Below are 14,312 nucleotides of genomic sequence, written 5' to 3' on the forward strand. Positions count from 1 at the left end.
GACTGAGTCTTATGTTCAAGCGGGTTATTTGGCCGGTGATATTTATTGGCTCTCTGTTGCTGATTGTTATTTTTATTAGTGGACTCCTTGCATCGCTTGTTATTACATCAACACAAGAAAGAAACGATGAGATGTCAGGCGGGAAAAATCAGCAAGAACAGAAAGCTGTGGTGATACAGGAAGATGAGTATAAGCAAGTATTATTGCTCGGTGACTCCTTGGCAATGGGCATCGGAGACGAGTTGGGGAAAAATCTGGGAGAGCGGTATGTAGAATTAAGTGAAAATGAAAGTGATGAATCCAAATGGAAGGTAGTAAATCTTTCCGTACCCGGTTCCCAAAGCAATGAATGGGTTCGGTTGCTAGAAGATAATTTTACGATTGATTTTTTGCGAACGGCAGATCTGATTTTTCTTTCCATAGGAGGCAATAATATCAAGGAAATTTATGAGGGAGAATCGATAGCAGGACTGATTGAATATGAAGAAAAACTCAATGATTATTTATCGGATATTCAACTCATCTTGGATTCAATAGATAAATTAAACCCAAGCGCACAAGTGGTATTCATTGGACTCTATAATCCATACGGTGCATCAATCGGTGATCAAAAAATCCAATTGCTGTTGGAGTGGAATCATGAAACTCAATTGCGCGTCGATGAAAAAGCGAATCGTGTGTATGTCCCAACTTATGATCTGTTTAAATATCATCAAGATAGGTACCTTTCGTTGGATGATTTTCATCCGAATGAAGAAGGGTATGCTGCCATTGCGAGCCGGATTTATGAGGTTTTGGGAAAGAAAAAATAGATGGAAAGTATAGTGGTGTCAGTCGAGGAATTGGCACCATTTATTGTACCTAAATATAATTTCACCGAGCGAGAAGTAAAAGGTGAGCTCGGAAGGTGCATAGCATGACCTGTAAGAAGTTGTAAGGCGTTGGAAAATAAAGTATGATAGATGAAAGGCAAAAAAGAAATTCATTATGTTTAAGTTGAAAATGAGGGAAGAAGAATATATGAAAAAATTGAACCGTGCAATGGTGAAAACAATTCTTGAACCAAGTGTAAAGAAAACGAATGCATTTTTCTTATGTGTAATTTTGCTTATCGTGTTTTTTGCTCGGCTTTCTCCAGAGAAAGATTTGGGTCTTGTGCAAGAAAAATTCTTTTCACTGAATGATCAATGGACCGTTATAAGTGGGGCGAACCGTGTCGATGAGGTAACTTTGCCCTATCAAATACCGAGCGATCAAAGAGGAGAACACTTTTTAATCACGAAGACAATCAATGAAGATTTTGAAGATGAAATGTATCTGCGAATTCGAGCTTCCATGCAAGATATCAGGGTGATGGCAAAAGGGGAAGTTATTTATCAGAGTGAACGTGATCATGAAGGTTCATTGGTCTTTCCAGAAGTAAGCATGTGGCATTTAATCAAGCTCCCAAGAGATATGAAGGGGGAAATCTTAACAATCGATTTTTCAACAAATATAGAAGCCTTTAAAGGAATGGTAAACGGAATCTATTATGGAAGTGAAGGTGCTTTATTAAAGGACTTAGTGGCAAGAAATTATACGGGGTTACTTGTTGGAATTATTATGCTTCTTGCAGGGATTACGTCAATCATTGTTTCTTTCTCTTTAAGAAAATTGGGTGATCGAAGGTTGTTCTATATTGGTGTATTCTCAATTACAGCGAGCATCTGGATGTTTTCTGAATTACGAATTTTACAATTTATAACGGGTAATCGTTTTATATTGGGTGGAATCAGTTATTTTATGGTTCCTCTGATCGGTTTTTCACTAATTCGCTACCTAGGTATCGTTGTTTTGATGAAGTACTCGAAGAGCATTGATAGAATTTCATTTGTATTGGCAGCTTGCTTTATTTTCTTGTTTTTTGCTCAGTTAATTGGCGGGTTGCCATTGATCAGTGGCTTGCTATTTGTGAATGTTTTAATGGGTTTGATTATTGTATGGGTAACCACTGTTATCTTATATGAATCCATTGGGCTAAAGAATAAACGAGCAATTAAGTACGGATTATATATGAGTGTTTTAGTGGCTTCTCAAGTCATGGAAATCATTGTATTTTTTACGAAGGATTTTGATCGAATGTCCCATTTTAGCAAATTGGGTGATGGGATATTTTTGGGCTTTATGCTTTGGGAGTCAATCAGTTATTTCAAAAGTATTTTGAGGCTTAATCAGAAAACAAAGATTTTGGAGGAAATGGCTTATAAAGATAGCTTAGTTGAAGGGAATAATCGCGCTGCCTATGAAAGGGATCTTGACCAAATATTAGATTCTATCGATATTCAGTCTTTTAGACTCGTTTTGATTGATATCAACCAATTGAAACAAATCAATGATGTCTTTGGACATGCGACAGGCGACAAGGCAATTATACGAAGTTATCAATTGATGTGCCAAGCCTTTGAAGATATTGGGACATGCTATAGATTGGGTGGCGACGAGTTTGCAGGCATTGTTACAGAGACTAATGAAGTGGTATTTTATGATGCAATAAAGGCCTTGGAGCAAGGGATTGAGCAGGAGAACAACCAACAGAAATATCCTTTTAGTTTAGCTATAGGCAGCGGCTTTTATGAGAAAGATCATATCGACGAAAGAAAAAAATTTAGCACGTTTTTCCATGAAGTCGATCAACGGATGTACAGCAAGAAGAAACGCCGATATAGTGAATGGAGTGAATCAGTTATTTGATAACCAGCTTCATTTTCAAGTTTGTGATGGGCAATGGTTGGAAAAGGCGTCTGATAAACAGGTGTTTTTATGTATAACGAATAAATTGCTGAAAGCAATGAACGTTCAAATTGGAAAGTTAGTTATCAAAGAATCAAGAAAATTGATAGATTTGTTGAAAGATAGAAAATATGATTCTGTACTAGTCTTTTCAAGAAGCAAATATAGAAAATCGAAATCTACCCGATCGAATGACAGAGGACTGAAATCCACGCAAATCGATGGGCGAAAGTCAAAACCGATACAAGGGAATGGCCGCAGAACAGCTAACGGTTCTCACCAGTAAAAGCGGAGCAGTAGAAGTGAATTCACTTCTACTGCTTTTTTTGAGTTGAAAATGGATTGTTTATACATTCTTTAGTTTTGAACGGGTGACTTTTCGTGTGAGTTGATGTATTATTTATTTAGGAACTAACTAAATAAAGAGGTGCGAAATGGATGTATTTGAAGAATTATTTGATCTCTATGACCGAGAGTGTGAAGAGTGGCTGGAAACGAGTCTTTCAGAAACTTCCTTTGCTCATTTAACTTTCAATCATTATCAGTATTTGAAGGCAATTGATGACTTGGGATGCCCCACACTAAGTTCATTGTCAGAATACCTAAAGGTTTCCAATGCCTCGACATCGGCCATGATTAACAAGCTCATTCATGAGCGATTGGTAGTAAAATACCAATCAGAAAAAGATAAGCGAAGCTATTATGTGAAATTATCAGACCTGGGCAATCAGATCATCAGGATGGAGAAAAAGAGCTTTCTCTTGGTCACAACACGACTCGTAGAAAACTTAGGAAAAGAGCAACAAAAAGAACTGCTATTTTTACTACGGCAGGGATTAGATTCAGTGAAGAGTAACTGAATAGGATAGATGGAGGCAAATATGCACTCGGAAATGAAATATTTAATAGATTTAATGCTTATTTTAGCGGCATCAAGTGGTGGAGCTTGGCTAGCCAAGCGTTTGAATCAGCCGCAAATCGTTGGACAAATTTTAGGTGGCGTATTGATCGGATCGTCCATTTTAGGCATCGTCGAACAGTCTGAATTTATCGGGAAACTATCAGAAATTGGTGTTATTGTATTAATGTTTATTACTGGGCTTGAAACGAGTTTATCAGAGTTGAAAGCATCTGCAGAACGATCAGCGGCAATAGCCATTGGTGGAATTGTACTTCCATTTGCCATGGGATTTTTAAGTATTATGCTATTAAAAGAAAATTTCATGATTTCAGAAGCGGTATTTTTGGGTGTGATTCTGACTGCAACGAGCATGGGCGTCACGGTGAAAATTCTTGCCGAGTTTAGAGCGCTTCAATCCAAGCAAGGAGTTAGTGTTTTGGGAGCGGCAGTGATTGACGATATTGTTGGTATCATGATTTTATCTGTTGCTCTTGGTGCGTTTGGAAAGTCGACAGCTAGTCTTTGGATGTTATTGATGAAGATCGCCATCTTTTTCGTTATTGTGATTTTCGCAGGGGAGTGGATATCGACAGCTGTGAATCGTAATATTCGAATTTTGAAAGAATTGAAATCCAAATTTTTATTGCCGATTTCAATTTCGTTGATTCTTCTCTTTGCAATCACTGCAAGTGAGTTTGGCATGGCTGCCATTATAGGCGCTTATTTTGTAGGAGTCATACTATCTACGACACAGATGAAACATCGTATCACTCATGAAGTTGAAAAGTTTGGAACCGGATTCTTTATTCCGATTTTCTTTGTAAATATAGGATTGAGTGTGAATATGACCATGGTAGGAAAGTATTTCACTCTTGCAATTGCGATTACGTTCGTCGGTATACTTAGCAAAGTAATTGGATCCGGAATTGGAGCTAGAATCAGTGGATTTGATTACTTATCTTCACTGCAAATTGGGGTCAGTATGGTGCCCCGGGCAGAGGTCGCTTTGATCGTGTCAAATATTGCTTTGAAGGCAGGATTGATTGGAGAAGATATTTTCGTAGGGGTGATTTTATTGGTCATCGTCTCTTCTGTTGTCTCTCCCATGCTGTATAAAGGGCTTGAACAGCGGAAGAAAAAAACAAGTAAACTGCTTAAAGATGCAAAAAAGAAGGTGGCTTAAAACAAGTCATAAAAGGAAAGGTATCATTTTATATCGTTGAAGGGATTATGATGCAAGCGAGTTATCTTTAGGGCGTTCGATGAAGAAATATGAAATTTTGAGGAGGGAAAATGGAAGTAATTATCGTTCCAAATGCAGAAGATTACTATGAAGAGAGCATTCAAATATTCAATGAATCTTTTTTATCGAAGTTAGGCTTTATATCAAAAAGTGAAGAATTGCAGGTTTCTTTAGCCCGAGATTTTGGCTTAATTGACATTGATGTGAAGGATAAAGAGTTTGTGGCAGTTGCTGAGGGAAAAGTAATGGGTCTTCTAACCTTGGTATTTGAGGACCAGGGAAAACTTGAACTGAAACCAAATATAAGCAAGGGAAAATTGCTCAAAAAATATGGTTTGTTCGGATTGATCAGAGGAGCTTTATTGAGCATGGTATTTTCTTATCACCCACCGAAAAATGAACTGTATATTGATAGTATTGGCGTTTCTGCTGATGCAAGAGGAAGGGGAGTAGGAACGAAGCTTTTGGAGTTTGCTGAGGAGCTTGCTCACCGCAAAGGGTGTAATACGCTTTCGCTACACGTCATGAAAGAAAATCCAAAAGCAAAAGCATTGTACGAGAGACTTGGATATAAAGTTGTATCTGAGGACTCCTTTCGATGGCTAAAACGTGTAACCGGATACTCTGGAGCCTACCACATGATTAAGTCGATCCTGTAACAGACCAGGAATGTATTTGACTAGGTTAATGAGTTGAACTAGATAAGTTGGGCCGTGAAACTAGGTCGAATATTTCATATGGGTGAAAGGGATAAAAGGTTATGATTAGATTTGAAACGAAAAGGTGTTTGATTCGAAATTTTATTGAAGGTGACATCGAGGAATTCATGGATTATAGGAATGACAAAAATTGGATGCAGTATCAGGGATTCACAGGATTAACGCGGGAAGAATATAAAGAAGCCTTGCTCACTGAGGGATCTGTTGATGAGGGTATGCAATTGGCGATTGTTTGTAAAAGCAATTCAAAGCTCTTGGGTGATTTGTATTTGAAGAAATGCGGAGATGTGTTTTGGATCGGTTATACAATCAGTCCATTATATGCAAGGCAAGGTTACGCTTATGAAACGACCTTGGCTTTACTTGAATGGATTAAAGGCCAAGGTATTTCGAAGGTGTATGCAGGTGTACTGCCAGAGAATCGTGCATCGATTCAGTTGTTAAAGAAATTGGGCTTCACCTGTATTGAAAGGGATGAGAACGAGGAGGATATTTTTTTACTGGAAGTAGAGAGCTAGAAGTTCATTCTTTAGTTAATTGAAATAAAGTCATAAGCTACTACATATTACAATGTAGTAGCTTATTTTTATTGTTGGGGATCCATAGTTGAGATTGTAAAAAAGTGGTTTGCAAGCCAAGGAAGACCCAGTGATGGGATGTGCAGTTCATGGATCTTTAAACCTGTACGAATATGAGCATATGTAATGAAAAAGAATCAATCGTGCATCGAAGTCGAAAAATACGGGTAATTATTGTTTCATTTCATTTCGTTGATCTGCCTATGTGTTATTATTCAATCATAGATAAACATACGATTTGGATGACTTGCTAGATTTTGCTTTTGAATGACTAGGAAGCACTTGTAAAGCAAGGTTGAAAAATCGAATAGTTGAATGGAGGAGAAAAATGAATTCAAAAAGAAAACTGAGAGTACCGATCTTTACGATTAATCCTAAATCATACTTATATGGAAAAGAGTCTATTGATTTTGCGATCTTTGCAGATGGATTGGCAGAAAAATATGATGTGGATATTCTGTTTTCAGCTAAGGATATTGATTTAAAGGATATTGCACGTCAGACGAAGCATCTCATTGTTACAGCTCAGCATATGGATGGGATCAAGCCAGGCCGAGGAATGGGCAAGGCACTTCCTGAAGCCTATAAGGAAGCTGGCGTTCAAGCCGTTATGCTGAATCATGTGGAATGTCCAATGACAATCTCTGCATTAGCTGAGGCTATTGATAGAGCAAGCCAACTAGGCATTTTAACCTTTGTTTTAGCAGATCAAGCTGCAGATACGCGGGCAATCGCTGCCTTGCATCCAGATGTTATTTGCTGCGAGCTATCATCGATGATCGGAAAAGGCATTCAACAAGCTGAAACCTATGCCATGGATAACAAAAAGATTGTTCATGCCATTTCACCAGAAACCCTAGTTGTGTCTGGAACCGGCTTGAGAACACCTGAGGACGTTTATCGGACGATACAAGAAGGATCTGATGGATCAGGCGGGACCAGTGGAATAGTCTGTGCAGAAGACATGTATGGTACTTTAGAAGCCATGATCAAGATGTTGAAAAAAGCAAAGGATGAGTTGTATAAATAGGGAGGAACAAAATATGAGAATGTTTACGAAAATTGTCGGATTGGAAACCGATGCGGGTCGCGTTACCTATCTTAATATCACAGATAAAATTAAAGATGTGATCGAAGAATCGGGGATTAAAAATGGCCATGTCATCGTGCAGGTACCGCATACAACTTGCTCTGTAATCTTTGAAGAATATGTTCATGACCGTGATATCACGGGAGATGAGTTCCTGCAAACCGATTTGAATAATGTTTTAAATCGTATTATTCCGAGGGAGTTGACCAATGATTTCAATTACAAGTATCCGGGACCAGAGCACCTAGCTTTTGTAAAAGAATATACGGAGAATGACGTTGATCAAGCCAATCCGCTTAGTGTTGAAGATGCATTTAAAACTCTATTGAACGGAGATGCTCATCTGCGGGGATCCTTGTTCGGATGCAGTGAAACTTTTATTCTTTGTGAGGGTAGCATGGCAATTGGTTTAGTTGGGTCTATTTACTTTATTGACTGGGATCAAAATCGAGCTCGAAATCGAAAGTGTTATGTTCAAGTTGTAGGTGAATAAAGGATAGGGTTTAGTCGTTGAGAATTCTTAACAAATGAACATAAGCGAGTAAGGTCAACTGACCTTACTCGCTTATGTTATATGCTATGAGCAAAAAGGGTGAAGAACTCTCTAAACGATATCGATGCCGGCCTCTTGGAAGGTAAGCATTTCATTATTCATATAGGTAGCTGCTTCAATGATATTAAACATGATGGCCGAGCCGGTGCCTTCGCCCAGCCTCATATTTAAATCAAGCATAGTATCGAAATTAAGAAGATCGGAAGCGGTAGCGGCTCCTTTTTCATTGGAAGAGTGAGAACAAATTAGGAAATCACGTACCTTAGGTTCGAGATGTGTAGCAATGATGGCAGCGGCAGTTGAAATATATCCATCAATAACAACGGGTACTCGATAGGCTGCACCAGCAAGCATGACGCCTGCCATACCGGCAATATCAAATCCACCTACCTTTGAGACTACATCGATTGCATCATTTTTATTTGGAGAGTTAACTTCAATAGACTTTCTGATGACTGCAATCTTGTTTTCTAGCTTGTCGCTTGTTAGATTTGCACCAACACCAGTAATTTCTATTGGATCCAAACCGGAATAGACAGATAAAATTGCAGTACTTGTGGTTGTATTGCCGATACCGATCTCGCCAGTGCCAATTAAATTTCTTCCCTTGTTGATTTCGTCTCGAGCTGTTTCGATCCCGATTTCAATAGCTTTGATGGCATCTTCTCGTGTCATTGCGGGACCCTTGATCATGTTATTGGTACTTTCTTTAATCCTTCGGTTGAGAATTTTATCATAGTTTACTTGACCAATCACACCGACATCTACGGTAACGAGATCAGCACCCGCTTGTTTTGCAAAGGCACCGACACCCGTAATACCTTCTGAAATAAATCCTGTCATCAGATTTGTTACAGCTTGGGGAGCGGCAGCGATTCCTTCTTCACAGACGCCGTTGTCGGACGCCATAACGATAATTACTTTGTTATCTACTTTTGGATAAGGATTTCCCGTTATGCCAGCTAGTTGAACAAGGATATTTTCTACCTTGCCTAAACTACCGATGGGTTTAACGAGATTATTGATTCGATCTTGCGCTTCCGATTTGGCATCTTGTTGAAGGCCATCAATCCTTTGAATTGTTTCTTGCAATAATGACATTTTTGTTCCTCCTTAAATAAATTCAAAATAAAAAAGCCTACACCAATAAATAGCATAGACTTTCCATATCTTTACAGAATCATAACTTCAGGCAGGTCTTCTGACTCTGGTTCATTGTCAAGATTCGCCTTCCCTCGAAAACGAAGTGGCATACTTGTATCTTGACTCACCATTACAGCGGTGGGCACGTTCAGGACTTTCACCTGATTCCCTATTCTCCCCGAAGGGCACCTGAAATATGGTATTCATTTAACTAGAGTATAGCGATCATTCTTTCGATGTTCAAGTCGAATTTGTAGAAACATGAAATTCTTAAGGTGTTGGTCAAAATAGTATCATATGGGTTGTTGTAAGCTGATTTGATCTATTCTCGAGGATGATTACATCATTTCTATGATTTGATTGACGTCCTTGTCACCACGACCTGAAAGGTTGACAATGATCGTTTGATCTTGATTCAAAGTCCCTGCGAGCTTGATCGCATAGGCAATGGCATGGGCACTTTCAATGGCAGGAATGATCCCTTCTGTTTGTGATAAGGTGAAAAAGGCATCAAAGCTTTCTTTATCGGTAATGCCAACATAATCTGCTCTTCCAGTTGATTTGTAGTAACTGTGTTCAGGGCCAACACCTGGATAATCAAGTCCGGCAGCAATGGAATGAACGGGAAGTGGTTGGCCGTTCTCATCCTGCAAAGTATAGCATTTAAAGCCATGAATGATACCGACGCTGCCCTTGCTGATGGAAGCAGCATGATCGGGTGTATCCAGACCCTTGCCAGCAGGTTCTACACCAACAATTTTAACGTCTTTGTCTTCTGCAAAGGGGTGGAAGAGACCAATTGCATTGGATCCGCCGCCTACACAGGCAACCAGATAGTCCGGTAATTTGCCTTCTGCCTCTAGAATCTGAGTTCTTGCTTCTATTCCAATCACGCTTTGAAATTCTCTTACCATAGTTGGATAGGGATGGGGTCCAACAGCAGAACCTAATAGATAGAATGTATCGGATGCATTGATCACGAAATCGTTTAAGGCTGCATCGACTGCATCTTTCAAAGTAGCTGTGCCATCGGTTACTGGAATTACTTTTGCACCAAGAAGTTCCATGCGGAATACATTCAACTTCTGTCTTTCAATATCCGTGGCACCCATGTAGACCGTACAGTCCATTCCAAATAAGGCACAAACGGTTGCTGTCGCAACACCATGCTGACCAGCTCCGGTTTCTGCGATCACTCTTTTTTTACCCATTCTTTTCGCTAAAAGTGCTTGTCCAATGGTGTTGTTGATCTTATGTGCTCCTGTGTGATTTAAATCTTCGCGTTTTAGATAAATTTTCCCGCCACCAATTTTATTCGTTAATTGCTCTGCAAAATAGAGAGGACTTTCCCGTCCAATATACTGTTTCTGATAATAAGACAATTCCTCAAGAAAGTCAGGGTCATTAATAAAATGATAGAAATTATCTTCCACTTCCTGTAGGACTAGCTTTAGTGGTTCGGGTACAAATCTTCCGCCAAATTCTCCAAAAAAACCATTGTTGTTCGTGATCATGAGATTACCTCCTCTGTGTGCCAATGAGTAAAGAAATTGATATGCAAAGGGCGGAAAAAGATAACTTTCATGCAATAAAAAAAGCCCTCTACATGTTTAACATATAGAGGACGCCATTAGCGTGGTGCCACCTCAATTGGTTATCCCAAAGGATAACCCACTCTTTCAGATACGGGAATAACCGATATCCTATCTCTGTAACGGGAGATGCCCGTGTTGCCTACTCGAAATCTTTCAGCGCCCTCTCATAAGCCCATTCAGCATGCCTTAAAATGTCGGATTCCCACCATTGCCGACTCTCTACAATTTTTCGGTATACCTACTCTTCTTACTCAACGATTTATAATTATCTTGTTGTGATGATTTTACTCAGTTTTGTAGCTTTTGTCAATATGTTTTTTGAATTTTATGAAATCGGTCCAAGCATTTATGATGATTGAGTCCATCCATGACTAAGATTGAATCAGGAATTTGTGTGAGAAATTGTGATTCTTCCTTCACGTATAGAATAGAAAACAAAAAAGTCAAGACTTAAGAAAAAAAAGTCATCGTGATATGCTTAGACTATAGTGAAATCAAGGAGGTTATTATGAAAATTGAATTTATTAATCACCCGTATGTTTTTACGGATGCAGGTACAAGACATGAGATCAAAGAAATTCATGGAATACCGCGAGTTGGTGCTGTTTTGGATGCAGATTTAAATGTATTAGGAAGCTCAATGGATACAGATTGTGTGAGCGGCGTATGCCCGATCAAGTAAGAAATCCCGGTTGGGATTTTTTTTTATCACATCACTTTTAATGTATCATTAATTGTGAATTAAACGATAACGATTTCGATAGATTTGTTGGGAATGGGGAATAAATAGGGTAGGGTCGACATTAGTAAAACATATACGCAAAGATGGATGGGACCTTATGGCCTGATTAAAAAAAGGAAGTAGGAGAAAAAATGAAAAATGATCATCTTTATATTTTATGGACCAATGACAACCCGATCACGGCGGAACATATGGTGATCATGTATGCCGAAAATGCGATTTTACGAGAGTGGTGGAAAAAAGTGACCATTATTATCTGGGGCGCTACTTCGAAATTGGTTGCTGAAAATACAGAAATTCAGGCGAGTATAGCGCGGGCAAAAGTGTCTGGTGTAGAATTCAGTGGATGTATTGCTTGTGCACGGAATCTTGGAACCGTAGAGAGACTTGAAGCTTTAGACATTGAATTGATTCCCTGGGGGATGCCATTGACCGAGTTGATCAAAGAGGATGCGCGGATCATTACTGTGTAAAAGTGCGATATTCAAATATCGTCAAACCTTGGTTAATCATGCTAGCAAGCGAAACAGCCATTTAGATGGCTGTTTTTTTCTTATGAATTCATTGGGAACGATTCAAGAAAGGACGTGTGCATGAACGACTCCTTGTCAAGCCGACAGCGGTAATAATACAAACTTCGGTGATGCCAAATCATTTAGTTGATCGCGATATTGAAACGGCGTCATCTCATTGAGCCGTTTCTGATAACGCTTGTGCATGTAGAATGATTTGACAGGTTATGGAGTCATCACTAGAATGGAATAAAGATAGTTGGCGATTACGTGCAAGGTGAGGGAGAATAATATGAGGGAAACAGCATTATATCTACCGGTTAAAGAATTGTTTGAATCACTTGGATATGACGTGCAATCAGAGGTTCAGGATATTGATGTTCTTGCTACAAATGCCGACGCGATGATCATTATTGAACTCAAGAAAGAACTGAATTTGAAGCTGATCGTTCAAGGAGCTCAGCGACAAAAAATAAGTGAAATTGTTTATGTGGCAATTAAAGCCCCGACCTATAAAGTGCGTATGTCAAATACGTTTACAGAAAAGGTGTATTTATTAAAACGTCTGGGTATTGGCTTGATTCTTGTTCATTTTAAAGAGAGTGGTGATGTTGCTATGATCGAACAGGACCCCTCAGTATTTGATTTGAAGCAATCCCAACGGCTTAACAAAAAAACGAGACAGCGAGCCCTAAAAGAAAAGTCGATGCGCAGCGGTGACTATAATATGGGTGGACAAAGAGGGAAAAAAATTACAGCATATAGAGAAAACACCTTGTTGATTGCTGGCTTATTGGCAAAAAATGGTGTGATGAAAGTCTCGGATCTTCGAGTTTTGGCTGGAGAAAAAACGGGTTCAATTCTTCAGAAGGATTACTATGGATATTTTCAACGTGTAAAAAAGGGATATTATGATTTAAGTGAAGGGGGCAAAGAAGCTGTTGGGACGTATGGGTATATTATTGATAAACTCTTATAAATAAACCCAAAGATTTCTATGTAAGAATGTGGGAACGTGGTATAATTAAAAAACGTACAAGTTTTCTGAAAATATATGAAAAAGAAGGGGCATTCAGTGATATTACTTGATGTTTTGCGGCAAGAAAAGAAATATCGAATTTCATTGTTGGCTTACCAGCAGTTAGATTTTAGATTACAAGCAATTATGCAAGCCGATCAGAACAATAACGGACAAGGTTATCTTGTCCGTTCTTTATATTTTGATACAGTTCGAGATCAGGATTACGCAGAAAAATTGGATGGTTTGCATGAACGAAAGAAAATTCGTCTGCGAATTTATGATCCAGAAACAAAAACTGTAAAATTGGAAATGAAAGAAAAGATTGGAGAAAATCAAAGGAAAAGAAGTTTGCTGGTTACCAAGCAAGAAGCACAAGCCTTTATTCAAGGCGATTTCAAGGCTTTGTTGCAATACAAGAATCCTTTTGCACTGGAGCTTTACGGGATTCTAAGTTTTGGATGCTATCGGCCGAAATGTATCATTGAGTATCGTCGAAAGGCTTATATTTCAGCAACCAACCAGACACGATTAACCTTTGACTATGAACTGCAAGCAACCGAGGCGAATTTAGATCTTTTTTCAGAGCAACTTCAAACCCGTCCAATCGCACCTATGGATAGTGTGGTGTTTGAAGTGAAATATGATCATTTTTTATTGACGTATATTCGAGATCTAATTCGCTCTTGCAATAAAACGGAAAGCGCAATGAGTAAGTATTGCATGGGTAGAATGATCAATTTGACATAGGGGGAGACAGATGAAAGAGTATTTTTACGATTTTTTAGTAACACAGGGAGTTGGATTGTCGCAACGTACAATTCTAATAAATTTTGCTTTGGCTATTGTAATTGGTATGGTGATCTATTTTGCTTATCAATTTTCACATACAGGGGCTGTTTATAGTGCGAGATTTAATCTCTCCTTGGTGATGTTGACTGTAATTACCACCTTGGTGATGACCGTGATTGGGAGCAATATTGCACTCTCCTTAGGAATGGTGGGCGCCTTGTCAATTGTACGCTTTCGAACAGCGATTAAAGATCCACGTGATACGGCATTTATATTTTGGAGCATTGCTACTGGGATTTGTTGTGGCGTTTCGGAATATTTTGTGGCAGGCGTAGGATCGGCAATCCTCTTTATTCTTTTATTGATTTTTGGGCGAATTCAGACCAATGATCGATATCTATTAATTGTGAGAGGTGATCGTGAAAAAGAGGAGAAAATTGAAGCGTTAATAGAGGCATATTATCGCAGCAAAGCCAAGGCGCGAGTGAAAAATACAAATATAGAGAGTGTGGAATTTATTTATGAGATTTCTCGTCGTCTGTTGGAACAATCACAAAAAGCAGGAGGATCCATTACGAACAAATTATATGAGTTAGAAGGAATTCAGTACGTGAACTTGGTCTGTCAAAATGACGAAGTAAATGGATAGAGGGTAAC

The 14,312-nt window shown here is 38.9% G+C and carries 15 protein-coding genes, 1 riboswitch and 1 other annotated feature; of the genes, 13 read left to right on the forward strand and 2 right to left on the reverse strand.

Annotation, left to right across the window (positions count from 1 at the left end):
- Positions 1–11 precede the first annotated feature (11 nt).
- The 8 genes from AC25CA_RS07280 to AC25CA_RS07315 all read left to right on the forward strand — a co-directional run bounded on the left by AC25CA_RS07280 (position 12) and on the right by AC25CA_RS07315 (position 7,793).
- A complete protein-coding gene (locus AC25CA_RS07280; RefSeq protein WP_486816398.1) occupies positions 12–812 on the forward strand; it encodes a GDSL-type esterase/lipase family protein in 801 nt (266 codons plus the stop codon).
- 208 nt (positions 813–1,020) lie between these two features.
- Entirely contained in the window at positions 1,021–2,730 is a 1,710-nt protein-coding gene (locus AC25CA_RS07285) for a diguanylate cyclase domain-containing protein (protein WP_486816399.1), read from the forward strand.
- Between the two features lie 473 nt (positions 2,731–3,203).
- Positions 3,204–3,629 carry a MarR family transcriptional regulator gene (locus AC25CA_RS07290; RefSeq protein ID WP_486816400.1) on the forward strand — a complete coding sequence of 142 codons (426 nt, stop codon included), beginning with the start codon at positions 3,204–3,206 and terminating at the stop codon, positions 3,627–3,629.
- 21 nt (positions 3,630–3,650) lie between these two features.
- Complete coding sequence (locus AC25CA_RS07295; RefSeq protein WP_486816401.1) at positions 3,651–4,853, forward strand: cation:proton antiporter; 1,203 nt, start codon at positions 3,651–3,653, stop codon at positions 4,851–4,853.
- Between the two features lie 110 nt (positions 4,854–4,963).
- A complete protein-coding gene (locus AC25CA_RS07300; RefSeq protein ID WP_486816402.1) occupies positions 4,964–5,572 on the forward strand; it encodes a GNAT family N-acetyltransferase in 609 nt (202 codons plus the stop codon).
- 101 nt (positions 5,573–5,673) lie between these two features.
- Positions 5,674–6,150 (forward strand): GNAT family N-acetyltransferase, encoded by a 477-nt coding sequence (locus tag AC25CA_RS07305; RefSeq protein ID WP_486816403.1) that lies wholly within the window; start codon positions 5,674–5,676, stop codon positions 6,148–6,150.
- 388 nt (positions 6,151–6,538) lie between these two features.
- Positions 6,539–7,240 carry a triose-phosphate isomerase gene (locus AC25CA_RS07310; protein WP_486816404.1) on the forward strand — a complete coding sequence of 234 codons (702 nt, stop codon included), beginning with the start codon at positions 6,539–6,541 and terminating at the stop codon, positions 7,238–7,240.
- Between the two features lie 13 nt (positions 7,241–7,253).
- Positions 7,254–7,793 carry a YjbQ family protein gene (locus tag AC25CA_RS07315; protein ID WP_486816405.1) on the forward strand — a complete coding sequence of 180 codons (540 nt, stop codon included), beginning with the start codon at positions 7,254–7,256 and terminating at the stop codon, positions 7,791–7,793.
- 111 nt (positions 7,794–7,904) lie between these two features.
- Here the strand turns inward: AC25CA_RS07315 and cobT are convergent, their stop codons facing one another.
- A complete protein-coding gene (gene cobT, locus AC25CA_RS07320) occupies positions 7,905–8,954 on the reverse strand; it encodes a nicotinate-nucleotide--dimethylbenzimidazole phosphoribosyltransferase (protein ID WP_486816406.1) in 1,050 nt (349 codons plus the stop codon).
- Between the two features lie 73 nt (positions 8,955–9,027).
- Positions 9,028–9,204: riboswitch (cobalamin riboswitch) on the reverse strand.
- A gap of 130 nt (positions 9,205–9,334) precedes the next feature.
- A complete protein-coding gene (gene trpB, locus AC25CA_RS07325; protein ID WP_486816407.1) occupies positions 9,335–10,510 on the reverse strand; it encodes a tryptophan synthase subunit beta in 1,176 nt (391 codons plus the stop codon).
- Positions 10,511–10,613: 103 nt separating this feature from the next.
- Positions 10,614–10,855 (reverse strand) — a binding site (T-box leader).
- 244 nt (positions 10,856–11,099) lie between these two features.
- Between trpB and AC25CA_RS07330 the strand changes: the two genes are divergently transcribed.
- The 5 genes from AC25CA_RS07330 (at position 11,100) to AC25CA_RS07350 (ending at position 14,304) form a co-directional block, all read left to right on the forward strand.
- The gene (locus tag AC25CA_RS07330; protein ID WP_486816408.1) at positions 11,100–11,273 is read left to right on the forward strand and encodes a hypothetical protein; all 174 of its coding nucleotides are present in this window, start codon (positions 11,100–11,102) and stop codon (positions 11,271–11,273) included.
- A gap of 191 nt (positions 11,274–11,464) precedes the next feature.
- Positions 11,465–11,806 (forward strand): hypothetical protein, encoded by a 342-nt coding sequence (locus AC25CA_RS07335; RefSeq protein ID WP_486816409.1) that lies wholly within the window; start codon positions 11,465–11,467, stop codon positions 11,804–11,806.
- 331 nt (positions 11,807–12,137) lie between these two features.
- Positions 12,138–12,824, forward strand: coding sequence for a DUF2161 family putative PD-(D/E)XK-type phosphodiesterase (locus AC25CA_RS07340; protein ID WP_486816410.1), 687 nt, complete (start codon positions 12,138–12,140; stop codon positions 12,822–12,824).
- 96 nt (positions 12,825–12,920) lie between these two features.
- Positions 12,921–13,613 (forward strand): polyphosphate polymerase domain-containing protein, encoded by a 693-nt coding sequence (locus AC25CA_RS07345; RefSeq protein WP_486816411.1) that lies wholly within the window; start codon positions 12,921–12,923, stop codon positions 13,611–13,613.
- Between the two features lie 10 nt (positions 13,614–13,623).
- The gene (locus AC25CA_RS07350) at positions 13,624–14,304 is read left to right on the forward strand and encodes a DUF4956 domain-containing protein (protein ID WP_486816412.1); all 681 of its coding nucleotides are present in this window, start codon (positions 13,624–13,626) and stop codon (positions 14,302–14,304) included.
- Positions 14,305–14,312 lie beyond the last annotated feature (8 nt).

This window comes from Gottschalkiaceae bacterium SANA (assembly GCA_036323355.1).
GTDB lineage: Bacteria > Bacillota > Clostridia > Tissierellales > GPF-1 > GPF-1.

What these genes read in the sequence shown, in the direction of transcription:
- AC25CA_RS07300 (WP_486816402.1), top strand. Translation starts at nt 4,964, where the DNA reads ATGGAAGTAATTATCGTTCCAAATGCAGAAGATTACTATGAAGAGAGC.
- AC25CA_RS07305 (WP_486816403.1), top strand. Translation starts at nt 5,674, where the DNA reads ATGATTAGATTTGAAACGAAAAGGTGTTTGATTCGAAATTTTATTGAA.
- trpB (WP_486816407.1), bottom strand. Translation starts at nt 10,510, where the DNA reads ATGATCACGAACAACAATGGTTTTTTTGGAGAATTTGGCGGAAGATTT.
- cobT (WP_486816406.1), bottom strand. Translation starts at nt 8,954, where the DNA reads ATGTCATTATTGCAAGAAACAATTCAAAGGATTGATGGCCTTCAACAA.
- AC25CA_RS07330 (WP_486816408.1), top strand. Translation starts at nt 11,100, where the DNA reads ATGAAAATTGAATTTATTAATCACCCGTATGTTTTTACGGATGCAGGT.
- AC25CA_RS07285 (WP_486816399.1), top strand. Translation starts at nt 1,021, where the DNA reads ATGAAAAAATTGAACCGTGCAATGGTGAAAACAATTCTTGAACCAAGT.
- AC25CA_RS07350 (WP_486816412.1), top strand. Translation starts at nt 13,624, where the DNA reads ATGAAAGAGTATTTTTACGATTTTTTAGTAACACAGGGAGTTGGATTG.
- AC25CA_RS07315 (WP_486816405.1), top strand. Translation starts at nt 7,254, where the DNA reads ATGAGAATGTTTACGAAAATTGTCGGATTGGAAACCGATGCGGGTCGC.
- AC25CA_RS07310 (WP_486816404.1), top strand. Translation starts at nt 6,539, where the DNA reads ATGAATTCAAAAAGAAAACTGAGAGTACCGATCTTTACGATTAATCCT.
- AC25CA_RS07280 (WP_486816398.1), top strand. Translation starts at nt 12, where the DNA reads ATGTTCAAGCGGGTTATTTGGCCGGTGATATTTATTGGCTCTCTGTTG.
- AC25CA_RS07335 (WP_486816409.1), top strand. Translation starts at nt 11,465, where the DNA reads ATGAAAAATGATCATCTTTATATTTTATGGACCAATGACAACCCGATC.
- AC25CA_RS07340 (WP_486816410.1), top strand. Translation starts at nt 12,138, where the DNA reads ATGAGGGAAACAGCATTATATCTACCGGTTAAAGAATTGTTTGAATCA.
- AC25CA_RS07295 (WP_486816401.1), top strand. Translation starts at nt 3,651, where the DNA reads ATGCACTCGGAAATGAAATATTTAATAGATTTAATGCTTATTTTAGCG.
- AC25CA_RS07290 (WP_486816400.1), top strand. Translation starts at nt 3,204, where the DNA reads ATGGATGTATTTGAAGAATTATTTGATCTCTATGACCGAGAGTGTGAA.